This is a genomic window from Agrococcus sp. TSP3-2-1 (assembly GCF_049897585.1).
GTDB lineage: Bacteria > Actinomycetota > Actinomycetes > Actinomycetales > Microbacteriaceae > Agrococcus.
In genome coordinates, this window is the sequence record NZ_JAFCWN010000002.1 from 1 (window position 1) to 12,860 (window position 12,860).

Annotated in this window: 14 protein-coding genes and 1 pseudogene; 10 read left to right on the forward strand and 5 right to left on the reverse strand. The window is 72.6% G+C overall.

The annotated features are described in order from the left end of the window. Window positions 1–185 (reverse strand): annotated as a pseudogene (locus ACP7BI_RS02540) (IS3-like element ISMyma3 family transposase); the annotation flags it as partial. A gap of 272 nt (window positions 186–457) precedes the next feature. Next, the gene (gene nadE, locus ACP7BI_RS02545) at window positions 458–1,315 is read right to left on the reverse strand and encodes an ammonia-dependent NAD(+) synthetase (RefSeq protein WP_425843552.1); all 858 of its coding nucleotides are present in this window, start codon (window positions 1,313–1,315) and stop codon (window positions 458–460) included. Window positions 1,316–1,454: 139 nt separating this feature from the next. Between nadE and ACP7BI_RS02550 the strand changes: the two genes are divergently transcribed. From ACP7BI_RS02550 to rpsN, 9 genes are all read left to right on the forward strand, one after another. Beyond that, entirely contained in the window at window positions 1,455–2,528 is a 1,074-nt protein-coding gene (locus ACP7BI_RS02550; RefSeq protein ID WP_425843553.1) for a metal ABC transporter substrate-binding protein, read from the forward strand. Continuing rightward, the gene (locus ACP7BI_RS02555; protein WP_425843554.1) at window positions 2,525–3,334 is read left to right on the forward strand and encodes a metal ABC transporter ATP-binding protein; all 810 of its coding nucleotides are present in this window, start codon (window positions 2,525–2,527) and stop codon (window positions 3,332–3,334) included. Before ACP7BI_RS02550 ends, ACP7BI_RS02555 begins: the two co-directional genes overlap by 4 nt. Next, a complete protein-coding gene (locus ACP7BI_RS02560) occupies window positions 3,331–4,230 on the forward strand; it encodes a metal ABC transporter permease (protein ID WP_425843555.1) in 900 nt (299 codons plus the stop codon). The genes ACP7BI_RS02555 and ACP7BI_RS02560 overlap by 4 nt, the downstream gene beginning before the upstream one ends. Continuing rightward, window positions 4,227–5,048: a metal ABC transporter permease gene (locus ACP7BI_RS02565; protein ID WP_425843556.1), complete on the forward strand. Its 822-nt coding sequence runs from the start codon at window positions 4,227–4,229 to the stop codon at window positions 5,046–5,048. Before ACP7BI_RS02560 ends, ACP7BI_RS02565 begins: the two co-directional genes overlap by 4 nt. Next, the gene (locus ACP7BI_RS02570) at window positions 5,045–5,479 is read left to right on the forward strand and encodes a Fur family transcriptional regulator (protein WP_425843557.1); all 435 of its coding nucleotides are present in this window, start codon (window positions 5,045–5,047) and stop codon (window positions 5,477–5,479) included. Before ACP7BI_RS02565 ends, ACP7BI_RS02570 begins: the two co-directional genes overlap by 4 nt. An 80-nt stretch (window positions 5,480–5,559) precedes the next feature. Continuing rightward, a complete protein-coding gene (locus ACP7BI_RS02575; protein WP_425843558.1) occupies window positions 5,560–6,669 on the forward strand; it encodes a hypothetical protein in 1,110 nt (369 codons plus the stop codon). Between the two features lie 181 nt (window positions 6,670–6,850). Beyond that, complete coding sequence (rpmB, locus tag ACP7BI_RS02580; protein ID WP_123696728.1) at window positions 6,851–7,087, forward strand: 50S ribosomal protein L28; 237 nt, start codon at window positions 6,851–6,853, stop codon at window positions 7,085–7,087. After that, complete coding sequence (rpmG, locus tag ACP7BI_RS02585; RefSeq protein ID WP_021010541.1) at window positions 7,087–7,257, forward strand: 50S ribosomal protein L33; 171 nt, start codon at window positions 7,087–7,089, stop codon at window positions 7,255–7,257. The genes rpmB and rpmG overlap by 1 nt, the downstream gene beginning before the upstream one ends. Beyond that, window positions 7,258–7,563, forward strand: coding sequence for a 30S ribosomal protein S14 (gene rpsN / locus ACP7BI_RS02590; RefSeq protein ID WP_021010540.1), 306 nt, complete (start codon window positions 7,258–7,260; stop codon window positions 7,561–7,563). 90 nt (window positions 7,564–7,653) lie between these two features. Here rpsN and ACP7BI_RS02595 read toward each other — a convergent pair whose 3' ends face one another. The 3 genes from ACP7BI_RS02595 to ACP7BI_RS02605 form a co-directional block, all read right to left on the reverse strand. Next, window positions 7,654–9,207, reverse strand: a complete 1,554-nt coding sequence (locus ACP7BI_RS02595) for a DUF222 domain-containing protein (protein WP_425843559.1) — start codon at window positions 9,205–9,207, stop codon at window positions 7,654–7,656. A gap of 74 nt (window positions 9,208–9,281) precedes the next feature. Then, window positions 9,282–10,964 carry an alpha-amylase family protein gene (locus ACP7BI_RS02600; protein WP_425843560.1) on the reverse strand — a complete coding sequence of 561 codons (1,683 nt, stop codon included), beginning with the start codon at window positions 10,962–10,964 and terminating at the stop codon, window positions 9,282–9,284. Beyond that, a complete protein-coding gene (locus ACP7BI_RS02605; RefSeq protein ID WP_425843561.1) occupies window positions 10,961–11,941 on the reverse strand; it encodes a TIGR03885 family FMN-dependent LLM class oxidoreductase in 981 nt (326 codons plus the stop codon). Before ACP7BI_RS02605 ends, ACP7BI_RS02600 begins: the two co-directional genes overlap by 4 nt. A 126-nt stretch (window positions 11,942–12,067) precedes the next feature. On the opposite strand from ACP7BI_RS02605, the gene ACP7BI_RS02610 reads away from it, so the two are divergent. Then, window positions 12,068–12,748: a YczE/YyaS/YitT family protein gene (locus ACP7BI_RS02610; protein WP_425843562.1), complete on the forward strand. Its 681-nt coding sequence runs from the start codon at window positions 12,068–12,070 to the stop codon at window positions 12,746–12,748. Window positions 12,749–12,860 lie beyond the last annotated feature (112 nt).

The window sequence follows — 12,860 nt, forward strand, 5'->3', positions numbered from 1 at the left end:
TCGCCCGAATCGATCGCGGCCTGCTTCATCCATCCGCGGAGCGTGTCTGGATTCACGCCCGTGCGCTGTCCGATCCGCACCACCGCCGCGTTCAGCGACAGCTCCGGATCCTCCTTGCGCGCCTCCTGCACGAGCCGCATGGCCCGCTCCCGCAACTCCTGCGGGTACTTCTTCGGTGCTGGCATGGCCATCATCCTCTCGGGGAATCAGACCCTCCACCAGAACCGGGGCGATTCAGAGTGACGAGCAATGCGGGTTCCAAACCTTGGCGTGAGCGGATCAACGCCAAGGTCTTCTCCGTCCTCGTGATCGAGGACCGGTCGCCCGGGATGCGACGTGCATCCGTAGTGACGAGCGACCGTGCGGGAGTACTCCCCTTGGTCCGCCCAGTCTAGCCGCGCTCGCCGTGAGTCCCCTGGACGTCCGGCTCAGGCGCCGCGCTCGCGGGGAGCACGCCCTAGTCGAACAGCGGCCCCGCCTGCGGCCGCCACCACTCGTCGTCGGGCGTCACCGGCATCCGGCGCTTGTGCTCGGTGCGCGTGTAGCGGTCGACGATCTGCTCGGCGACCTCGGGCTCGACGTCGCGCCCCTCGAGGAACGCGTCGATCTGCTCGTAGGCGAGGCCGAGCTCGGCCTCGTCCGTCTGGCCGGGGCGCTCGTCGAGCAGGTCGGCGGTCGGCGCCTTCTGCCACAGGCGCTCTGCGGCGCCGAGCTCGCGCAGCAGCTGCTTGCCCTGCCGCTTCGTGAGGCCGGCGAGCGGCAGCACGTCGGCGCCGCCGTCGCCGTACTTCGTGTAGAAGCCCGTGACGCCCTCGGCCGCGTGGTCGGTGCCGATCACGAGCATGCCGAGCTGGCCGCCGATCGCGTACTGCGCGATCATCCGCGCCCGCGCCTTGACGTTGCCCTTGTGGTAGTCGTCGACCTCCCCGACGCCCGCCTCGATCGACGCCTCGAGCGCATCGACCCCCGGCTTGACGTCGATCGTCACCTCGCGATCGGCGCGGATGAAGTCGAGCGCGAGCTGCGCGTCGTCCTCGTCGTGCTGCACCCCGTAGGGGAGCCGCACGCCGACGAAGCTCGCCTCGCCTCCCGCCTCCCGCGCACGCTCGACGGCGAGCTGGGCGAGGCGTCCGGCGAGCGTCGAGTCCTGCCCGCCGGAGATGCCGAGCACGAAGCCCTTCGCGCCGGTCGCGGCGAGGTAGTCGACGAGGAACTGCACGCGCCGCTCGATCTCCTCGGCCGGATCGATCTCGGGACGGGAGCCGAGGGCGGCGATGATCTTGAACTGGGCTGTACCGGTGGGGATGCGCTCCATGGCCCGAGCCTACGCTCGCGATGTTTCCGGAGTGCTACGGCTCCTGAGAGCACTCCGAGATTGACAATCGTTCTCACTAAGCCGTAGCGTCGACCCGTGCGGCACGGCGTCGCACTTGGACAGGAATCCCATGCGACCCATGCAGACCACCGCCCTCCTCAGCACCGTCGGAGCGGCGGCCCTCGTGCTGACCGGATGCGCCGGCCCGGCCGCCGGCGCCGGCTCGGCCGACGATCGGCTCGAGATCGTCGCCACCACGACGCAGCTCGCCGACATCGCCCGCGAGATCGTCGGCGACGGGGCGGAGGTGACGAGCCTGCTGCGCCCCGGCGCTTCAGCGCACAGCTTCGACCCCGGACCCGCGGCGCTCGCGGCGCTCGCCTCCGCCGACCTGCTCGTCATCAACGGCGCGGGCCTCGAGGGCTGGCTCGACAGCACGGTCGAGGCCTCCGGCTTCGCGGGCACGCTCGTCGACACCTCCGAGGGCATCGACCTCATCGCCGAGGGCCACGACCCGCACGAGGGCCACGACCACGACCACGAGCACGCCGACGGGCACGAGCACGCCGACGAGGCCCGCGCCGCCGAGCACGCCGACCACGACCACGCGCACGAGCCCGACGACCACGCGGGCCACGACCACGGCGCGTTCGACCCCCACGTCTGGACCGACCCGGCCAACGCGATCGTCCAGGCGGAGGCCATCCGCGACGCGGTCACCGCCGCCGACCCCGACGCCGACATCGACGCATCCGCCACCGCCTACCTCGACCGGCTCGCCGAGCTCGAGTCGTGGATGCGCGGCTCGATCGAGCAGGTGCCGGTCGAGGAGCGCCTCGTCGTCACGACGCACGACACGTTCGGCTACCTCGAGCGCGCGTTCGACGTGCAGGTCGTCGGCACGGTGCTGCCGAGCCTCGACGACAGCGCCGACGCGAGCGCCGCGCACATCGACGGCCTCGTCGCCGAGATCCGCGCGACGGGCACGCCCGTCGTGTTCAGCGAGAACGCGATCGACCCGCAGCTCGCCGCCACGATCGCCCGCGAGGCGGGCGTCGAGCTGCGGCAGGGGGAGGACGCGCTCGCGGCCGACGCGCTCGGCCCGGAGGGCAGCCCCACGGGCACCTACATCGGCTCGCAGCTCCACAACACGACCGCGATCGTGACCGCGTGGGGCGCCGAGCCGCTGCCGGTGCCAGGATCGCTCTCATGAGCGAGCCCGTCGTCGAGATCGCCGACGCCTCCTTCGGCTACGGCGGAGCGCCGGTGCTCTCGGGCGTCTCGTTCGAGGTGCGCGCGGGCGAGGCGGTCGCGCTCATAGGGCCGAACGGCGCCGGCAAGTCGACGCTCCTCGCGGGCCTGCTGGGCCTCGCCCAGCACGAGGCGCGCGTCTTCCGCGTGCCGAGCGCGCGGGGCGAGATCGGCACGCTGCCGCAGTCGAGCGAGATCGACCCGGCGTTCCCCGTCACGCTCGAGCAGGTCGTCGCCATGGGCCGCACGCCGCGGCTCGGGCTCAAGTGGCCGGGGCGCGCCGACAGGCGCATCGTCGCCGACGCGATCGAGGCGGTCGGGCTCGCCGAACACCGCGCGACGCGCTTCGGCGACCTCTCGGGCGGGCAGCGCCAGCGCGCACTCCTCGCTCGCGCGCTCGCGGGCCAGCCGCGCCTGCTGCTGCTCGACGAGCCGTTCAACGGCCTCGACCACGGCTCCCGCGACGCGCTGCTCGAGACGGTGCGCCGCCTCAAGGCGCAGGGCGTCGCCCTCGTCATCACGACCCACGACCTCGACCTCGCGCGCGCGGTGTGCGATCGCACGCTGCTCGTCAACGGGCGGCAGATCGCCTTCGACGAGACCGGATGCGTCCTCACGCTCGAGCGCGTCGAGGCCGCGTTCGCGAGCCACGTGATGGAGATCGACGGCCACACGCTCGCGACGACCGAGCACCACGAGGCCACGCACGGCGCGCACCACCACCACTTGCTGCAGGACGACGACGCCGCGGGCGTCCCGCCCCGATGACGCCCGTCGCGGCGCTCATCGACCCGATCACGCCGTTCTCCGTGCCGTTCATGGGGCGGCCGCTCCTGCTGCTGCTCGCGCTCGCGATCGCGGCGGGCACCGTCGGCGTGCTCGTGAACCTCCGCCGGCTCGAGTTCTCGACGGACGGCCTCACGCACGCGGTCTTCCCGGGCCTCGTGATCGGTGCGGCGCTCGGCGGCGCGGCCGGGCTCATGCCCGGCGCGATCGGCGCGGCCGTGGTCGCGGCGGTCGTGCTCGTGCTCATCTCCCGCCGCGGGCAGCCGCGCGACACCGCGGTCGCGATCGTGCTCACCTCCTTCTTCTCGCTCGGCGTCGTGCTCGTCTCCGCGTCGGGGGGCCGTTCAGGCAGCCTCTCCGACTTCTTCTTCGGCCGGCTGCTCACGATCACGTGGGCCGACCTCGGCGTCTCGCTCGCGCTCATCGGCGTCGCGGTGCTGCTCGTCGCCCTGACCGCGCGGCCGCAGGTCTACGCGGCGTTCGACCCCGCGGGCGCGCGTCGGGCGGGGCTCCCAGTGCTCGCGCTCGAGGTCGTCGGCACGGTCGCGGTCGCGCTCGTCGTGGTCGCCGCATCCGCGTCGGTCGGCACGCTCCTCGCGCTCGCCGTCGTCATCGTGCCGACCGCGGCGGCGCGCGCCCTCACCCGATCGCTCGCGGCGGCCGCGGTCGTCGCGATCGGCTTCGGCGCCGTCACGGGCTGGCTCGGGCTCTGGGGGGTCGTGCAGCTCGCGGTGCTCGGCGTGGATGCCGCGCCCGGCGCGACCGTCGCGCTCACGATGATCGCGGGCTACCTCGTGGCGCTCGCGATCGGCGGCGCGCGCGGCGGCTCGTCGAGGCGCGCGGCGCCCGCGGCGAGCACGGCGGGGGCGGCGTCGTGACGCTCGACTTCTTCTCCCGCGCGCTCCTCGAGGTGACGCTCGCCGGCGCCCTCGCCGGCCTCGTCGGCGTGCTCGTCGTGCTGCGCGAGCGCGCCTTCTTCGCGATGTCGCTCACCCACGCGACGTTCCCCGGCGCCGTCGCGGCGGCGATGCTCGGGGTCGCGATCCCGCTCGGCGCGGCGGTTGCGGCCGTCGCGCTCGTCGCGATCGCGGTCGGCATCGGCCGCATCCGCTCGCAGGGCCCGGCCGTCGCCTCGGGCATCATGCTCACCGCCGGCTTCGCGCTCGGCGCGCTGCTGCAGTCGCTCAGCCCGCTCGCGATCGACGTCGAGTCGTTCCTCATCGGCCAGGTGCTCGCCGTCACGGGCGCCGACATCGCGCTCACCGCGGCGCTGCTCGCCGTCGCGATCGTCGTGTGGGCGATCGCCGGCCGGCACCTCGTCTTCTCGAGCGCCGACGAGGGCGGCTATCGGCGCGCGGGACTGCGCCCGTGGATCCCCGAGGCGGTCGCGCTCGCGCTCATCGCCGCGACCGTCGTCGCGATCATGCCGGTCGTCGGCGCGATCCTCGGGGTCGCGCTCATCGTCGCGCCCGCCGCCGCCGCGCGACTCGTCGTGCGCGACTGGCGCGCGATGCTCGTCGTCGCGCCGCTCATCGCGATCGCGTCCGGCGTGCTCGGCCTCTTCGCATCGCGCTGGTTCGAGCTCGCCGCCGGCGGCGCGATCGCGCTCGTGGCCGCAGCCTGCTACGGGCTCGCCTGGATCCGGGCAGAGGCCGCCCGCCGCCCGCGTGGCACGATCGAGACGAGGACACCATGACCGCCCCCGCTCCCGCCCCTGGTCCCCGGCGCAGCACGAAGCAGCGCGAGGCCGTGCGCGAGGCCCTCGAGGCGAGCGACGAGTTCGTCTCGGCGCAAGCGCTCCACCAGACGATGCGCGCGGCGGGCTCGACGGTCGGGCTCGCGACGGTCTACCGGGCGCTCGCGGCGCTCGCGGAGGACGGCGAGGCGGATGCGCTGCAGTCGGCGGGCGAGCTGCTCTACCGCGCGTGCACCAAGACCCACCACCACCACCTCATCTGCCGCTCGTGCGGCCGCACCGTCGAGCTCGAGGCGGCGGCGGTCGAGCGCTGGGCGGGCCAGGTGGCCGCCGCGCACGGATTCGTCGAGCCCGACCACGTCGTCGACATCTTCGGCCTGTGCGCCGAGTGCGCGGCCGAGCGGGCCGCGCGAGGTCACGCCGCGCGCTGATCCTCCCCAGGTGACTTCTGCCCATCGCGCTCTGGCGCTTCCGATGTGAGACTGTCTCGACGAGACCGAGGGGAGCCCCAGTGACCGCTCAGCCCAGTGCCTTCCGACCCGGCAGCGACCAGCAGCCGACGCTCCTGCAGCAGCTCCAGCAGCGCGAGCAGCAGCACGCGCAGTCGCAGGAGCCGCCGGCCGATCGCCGCTCGCCCGAGCCCGGCCCCTACGACCAGCGCTCAGCCTCCGGAGAGCCGCTCGCGCAGGCGTCGATGCCCTACGGTCAGGGCTCCGTGGGCGGTCGCACCGCCGCGGGCACGGTCGAGAACCCCTACAGCGGGCAGCCGAGCTCGCCGTGGCCCGAGCGGCCGTCGCGCATGGGTCCGACGCGCCGCATCTTCGGCATCCAGCCGGTGCTGTTCATCGGCATCTGCCTGCTCGCGATCGTCACGCTCGTGACGGTCGTGCTCGTCTTCGTCGGCGACTTCGAGAGCCAGGCGTCGCGCGTCGTCTGGACGGTCGTCGTCTTCCTCGCCTTCACGGGCCTGCTCGCGCTCGACCTCGTGCTCGCTCGGCGCTCGTCGACGCCGCTCATCATCGGGGTCGCAGCGAACATCTACCTGCTCGCCGTGCTCATGATCTCGATCTGGATGCGCGGCACCGGTGCCGAGGGCGACCCGTGGGACGACGAGTGGCTCTTCGGCGAGCTCTTCGGCATCACGCTGCTGACGATCCTCGTCGTGCGCGCGGCGGCGGCCGGAGCGTGGGGCCTCATCTCCCTCGGCGAGCGCGGCCGCGCCGAGATGGCGCGCATCATCGGGCTCGTCGCGGCGGCGCTGCTCGGGCTCGTCGGCATCCTGCTGACGCTCCACTTCGCGATCGAGGCCTTCGGCTTCGACGTGACCGAGTGGTACTGGCGCGCGACGGTCGCGGCGATCGTCGTGACGGCGCTCGCGGCGTCGGTGACGGTGCTGCTGTTCTGGAATCGCCGGAACATCGACTGGCAGGAGGCGGAGGCGCGCGGTGAGCACCAGCGGCGACCCGTGGGGCAGCCGATGCCGCAGGCCGTGCCGCAGCAAGCTCCGCAGCCGGCGCCGCAGGCCGCGTCGAGCCCGCTCCTGCCCTGGCCGACGTACGCCGACGGCACGCCGTTCCCGATGGGTCCCGACGGCCAGCCGGTCTTCCCGCCCCAGCGCTGACGGCGGCGCCACGATGCGAGTCTTGCCGCGAGCACGCCGCATCGCGTACGATTGACCCTTGGCGCGGTCTCGGCCGCGCAGCGCACGCCTCCTCCAAACCCCTCAAAGGCTCGGCTTCGGCGTGTGCAGGCAAGTGATCTTGGGCAGGCCCTCGGGCCTGCGGTACCCAATTGGAGGCACCATGGCAGCCGTATGCCAGGTGACCGGAGCCGTTCCCGGCTTCGGGCACAACATCTCGCACTCGCACCGGCGCACGAAGCGCCGCTTCGACCCGAACGTGCAGCGCAAGACCTACTTCGTCCCGTCGCTCAAGCGCAACGTGACGCTCAACGTCTCGGCCAAGGGCATGAAGGTCATCGACGCCCGTGGCATCGAGGCCGTCGTCCGTGACATGCAGGCTCGGGGGGTGAAGCTCTGATGGCGAAGAAGGCGCAGGACGTCCGTCCGATCATCAAGCTCCGCTCGACTGCGGGCACCGGCTACACCTACGTGACGAAGAAGAACCGTCGCAACAACCCTGACCGACTTGTGCTGAAGAAGTACGACCCCATCGTGCGTCAGCACGTCGAGTTCCGAGAGGAGCGATAAATGGCCAAGAAGAGCATGATCGCCAAGAACGAGCAGCGGAAGGCCATCGTCGCCCGCTACGCCGAGAAGCGCGCAGCCCTCAAGAAGGCGCTCGTCGACCCGAAGAGCACCGACGAGGAGCGCGAGGCCGCCCGCATCGGCCTGCAGAAGCTGCCCCGCAACGCCTCGCCCGTGCGCGTCCGCAAGCGCGACGCGATCGACGGCCGCCCCCGCGGCCACGTCGGCGACTACGGCATCTCGCGTGTCCGCTTCCGCGACATGGCGCACCGAGGCGAGCTGCCCGGCGTGACCAAGTCGAGCTGGTAGGCACCGACTCACGCACGAAGGCTCCGACCCCAGCGGTCGGGGCCTTCGTCGTCTCCGGATGCGGTGGCACCGGCTCGAGGGCGCCCGGGATCAGGCGGGAACGTCCTCGAGGTCGCAGGTGCAGTCGTTGAGGTGTGCCCATGGCGGGTCGCTGGCGGTGCACTTGGCGGGTTCGTCGCGGGGGATGCCCCAGTAGTCGGGTGTGCGGTTGACGAACGCGGGACCCGCGGGTTCGGATTCGTCGAGGTAGATCTTGCCGGTGGGGCTGGTCCATTCGAGGACGCCTTGGTCGAGCTGCCGGACGGTCCAGGCGGTGGAGTGCTTCATGAGGTGATGTCGTCGGCAGAGGTGGGCGAGGTTCGAGAGGGTGGTGGGTCCGCCGTGGGCGTGGGCGATGGTGTGGTCGGCGTCGGCTCTGGAGACGCGGTTGGTGCAGCCGGGCCAGCGGCAGCGGCCGTCGCGGCGCTGCAGCCAGCGCCGCATGGCCCGGTTGGGCTTGTAGGTGTCGACCGCGACGGGCACGCCGGTGACGGGGTGGAGGAAGAGCCGCTCCCAGGTGATCGTCTCGGAGGCCAGTGCCCGCACGGTGGCGGCGTCGACGAGCGCCCCGCCCTCCAGTGCGCCGGAGAACCGCAGCTGCGGCTCGTCGGCATCGTCGGTGCGCTTGAGCAGCTCGGTGGCGGGGATCGTGACCGTGATGGTGGCAGCGATGGGGTTGATGCCGTGCAGATCCTCCGGTACCTGGCCTGTCAGGAGCAGCTCCATGAGCGCGTCGAGCCGGTACTGGTCGAAGGTGCGGGGGTCGTCCTTCGGCTTGGCGCGGGCGGCGTCGGTGGCGCGGTTGAACGCGCCGTGGATCGTGACGGACGGGCCGGACAGCGCGAGCGTCGAGATCCCGTCGTCATGGTCGTCGACCCAGGCGCGGCGCTGCTCGACCGCCCGGTCGTGGCGGCGCTGGAGCGGCTCGGCCATCGCCCGGTCGACGATCCGGCGGGCGCGGGAGCGCAGCTGCGACGGGGTGACGCGCTCGGCGATCTCCACCAGCTCCGCCTCGACCTTGGCTCGGTCCTCGGGGTCGACGGCTGGGTCGGTGCGGAGCGCCTCGGTCGCCTGCTCGATCGCGCGCAGGTGGGTGCCGGTGATGCGGCCGGCCTTGTGGGAGGCGTGCGCGGCGGGGAGGTCGGTGACGGTGAGCCAGGCGCCGGTGAGCTTCCGCTCCATCGCCCGGTCGGACAGGCGCAGCTCCGCGGCGAGGTTGGAGGCGCTCTCCTTGACCGCCATCCCGGTGTCACCGCCGGCATCACGCAGCCGTTGCAGCTCCGCCGCGAGCACTTCGCGCTCTTCTGCGTCGAGGCGGGCTCGGCGCTGCTCGATGGCCCGCATCCGCCCCGCGACCGCATCGAGGGCGCGCACGTGCTGCGACCGGGCATCGATCGAGCCCGGCAGCGGCGGCACCTCCATGCGGCCGGCGATGACCTCCTCGACCTCCGCGTCGGTCAGCAGCGCGAGCCGCTCGGACCAGTCGCGGTCGTGGGCGGCGAGCTCCTCCTCGAGCTCGTCGGCGGTGCGGCCGTGCGGGTCGATCGCGCCCGCCCGGATCGACGCGATGTACTCCTCCGCATCGACGCCCCACCACTCATCCATGACGGCATTCCACCACGGGCCACTGACACGCGAATGCGCGGGAGCAGAGCCTGTGGAGAACGAGTTCTCCCCGGTCAGACTCGGGTGATCACCGCATCCGCCGGGGAGGCATCGATCCACCGCCAGCCGTAGGGCTCGAGCTCCAGTTCGAGCGTGCCGTCGATCGTGATCGACTGCCCGTCGAAGCGGTCGGTCAGCGTCACCGGTCCGTCCTCCGACGCCACCGAGAGCCGCACCGCCTCCCGGCCGTCACCGAGGTTGTGCAGGGCGAGCATCGTCCACTCGTCGCCGCGCGCGACGTGCCCGAGCACCGCGCGCTGCCGCACGCCGATGACCTCGAGGGTCGACCACGCGAGCTGGGGGGCGTCGCGGTACATCGTGGTGAGGCGGCGGATGTGGTGCCACAGCGAGTCGGGATCGCGCCGCTGGTCGGCGACGTTCACGCGCTCCGGCCCGAACTCGCCCTCGACGATCGGGCGCGTCAGGCTGGGAGCCTGCGCGCTCGAGAATCCCGCGCCGCGCCCCGGCTCCCACTGCATCGGCGTGCGCACGGCATAGCGGCCGGGCACCGCGAGCTCCTCGCCCATGCCGATCTCCTCGCCGTAGAAGAGCACGGGGCAACCGGGGAGCGAGAACATGAGCGTGTAGACGAGCCGCACCGCGCGCTCGTCGCCGAGCATCGTCGGCAGCCGGCGCCGGATCCCTCGACCGTAGACGCGCATCCCCTCGTCGGGCGCGAAGGCCTCGAAGACCTCCTCGAGCTCGTCGGGCTCGAGCTTGTCGAGCGTGAGCTCATCGTGGTTGCGCACGAAGTTCGCCCACTGGCTCGCATCCGGCAGCTCCGGCCGCTCGCGGAGCGCCCGGGCGAGCGGCGTCGCGTCCTTCCGCGCGAGCGAGAGGTAGAGCCGCTGCATCGAGACGAAGTCGAACTGCAGCTGCAGGCCCGCCGACTTGCCGTCGGCGTGGAACCAGTCGAGCTGCTCGCGATGCGAGAGGTTCACCTCGCCGAGCAGCGCGACCTCGCCGTTCCGGCGCGACGCGAAGCGCTGCAGCCGCCGCAGGTGCTCGGCGCCGTCGTAGTCGGTCCCGGCCGGCTGCGTGCCGTGCTGGTCGGCGTCGCTGAACAGGAACGGCACCGCGTCGACGCGGAAGCCCGAGACCCCGAGCTCGAGCCAGAGCCCGAGGTTGCGCTCGATCTGCTCGCGGACGGCGGGATGCGCGATGTTGAGATCCGGCTGATGGGCCCGGAAGTGGTGCAGGTAGTACTGGCCGGTGGTCTCGTCCCTGGTCCACGTCGAGTCCTCCTCGCCGGGGAAGACGGGCGGGTCGGGGTTCGCGGGCGGCTCGTCGCGCCACACGTACCAGTCTCGGTGCGGGGAGTCGCGCGACGAGCGCGAGGAGCGGAACCACGGATGCTCGGCCGAGGTGTGGTTCATGACGAAGTCGATGATCACGCGCATGCCCTGCGACCGCGCGACGCGGATGACCTCGACGAGGTCGCCGAGCGTGCCGAGCCGCGGGTCGACGGCGAAGAAGTCGGTGATGTCGTAGCCGTCGTCGCGATCGGCGGTGGGGAAGAACGGCATGAGCCACAAGCACGTCACGCCGAGGTCGGCGAGGTCGTGGATGCGCGACACGAGCCCCTGCAGGTCGCCGGCGCCGTCGCCGTCGGAGTCCTGGAAGACCTGCACGTCGAGGCAGTAGATGACGGTGTTGCGCCACCAGTGGTCGGCGTAGTCGATCGGGTGCGGGCTCACGCGCCGGCCCGTCCCGAACCGGCGCCGAGCGCGGGCAGCACCCGCTCGCCGAACGCGTCGATGAAGGCGGACTGCTCCTTGCCGACGTGGTGCAGGTAGACGCGGTCGAAGCCGAGGTCGAGGATCTCGGCGATCCGCGCCTCGTGCACCGACAGGTCGCTCGAGATCGTCACGGCCTCCCGGATGTCGTCGTCCGTCGCGCCCGCCGCGGCGCGCTCGAGCTCCTCCGCGGTCGCGAGGTCCCACGACGCGGGCGCGCCGATCGTGCCCGTCGCCCACTGGTCGCGCGCGATCGCCATCGCCTCGCCCTCGTCCGGTGCCCACGAGAGGTGCAGCTGCGCGGCGGCCTCGCCGCGGCCGCCCGCGTCGCGGTAGCGCGCGAGGATGTCGCGCAGGGTCGCCGCGTCGGAGGCGACCGTGATGAGGCCATCCGCCCACCGCGCGTGCGAGGCCGCCGAGTCGGCCGTGACGGCCGCGCCGAAGAGCGGCGGCGGCTCCGCGGGCAGTGACCACACGCGCGCGCGATCGACCACGATCTCGCCCGAGTGCGAGACCTCCTCGCCCGCGAGCAGCCGCCGCATGACGTCGACCGACTCGTCGAGCCGCCGCACGCGCGTCGCCTTGTCGGGCCACCGGTCGCCCGTGATGTGCTCGTTCATGTTCTGGCCCGAGCCGAGCGCCGCCCAGCAGCGGCCCGGGAACATCTCGCCGAGCGTCGCGATCGCCTGCGCGACGATCGCGGGGTGCATGCGCTGCCCCGGCGCGGTCACGAGCCCGAGCGAGAACGACGTCGACGCGAGCGCGGCGCCGAGCCACGCCCACGAGAAGCCGCTCTCGGCCTGCCGCGTGCTCCAGGGCGTGTGGTGGTCGGAGCACATCGCCGCCTGGAAGCCGGCCTGCTCGGCGTGGCGCACGTGTTCGAGCAGCGCCGAGGGCGCGATCTGCTCGTGCGAAGCGTGGAACCCGATGAGCGTCATGGCCCCACGGAACCGCGCCGGGCGCATCCGGTCAATCGGCGTTCGTCCAGGTGGGCGTGGAAGCCGTGCGCATGGAGACGGGTGGCGGATGCGTCGGCGAGCGCCCCGATGGAGTGGAATGGGTCGGTGACCCTCCGACGACTCCTGCTGCCGATCGACGCGCTCGGACCGGCCGACACGACCGCCCGGGTCGTGCAGCTCATGGCGGGGCTCGCGCTCTACGGCCTCTCGCTCGCGATGCTCGTGCGCGCCGACCTCGGCGTCGGCCCGTGGGACGTCCTCGCGCTCGGGATCGCGAACCACCTGCCGATGACCTACGGCACCGCGACGGTCGTCGTGTCGTGCCTCGTGCTGCTGATCTGGATCCCGCTGCGCCAGCGCCCCGGCATCGGCACGCTCCTCAACGGCTTCCTCGTCGGGCCCGCCGCCGACCTCGGGCTGTGGCTCATCCCCGAGACGAGCGTGCTGTGGCAGCAGGTCCTGCTGCTCGCCGGCTCGATCGTGCTGCTCGCGTTCGCGACCGGCGTCTACATCGCGCCCGCGCTCGGGCCGGGCCCGCGCGACGGCCTCATGACGGGGCTCGTGCGCATCACCGGCTGGCGCATCTGGATCATCCGCACGCTCATCGAGGGCACGGCGCTGCTCGTCGGCTGGCTGCTGGGCGGGCCGGTCGGCATCGGCACGGTCATCTTCGCCTTCGGCGTCGGGCCGCTCATCGGCCTCTTCCTGCCCTTCTTCGAGCGCCGCCGAGCGGCGAAGGCGTCTCGCTTGCGTGCCGCGCGCCTGGCCGCGTCGACCGGGGAGTGACGGGCCGACGCATCCGTTTTGTCCCCCAAACGCGTTCGCAGACTGCGAAACTCCGCGGAAAGCGCGGCGTGTCGGGGTGTTCCTGCCACGGATCGCGGGGCGCGGGTCTACG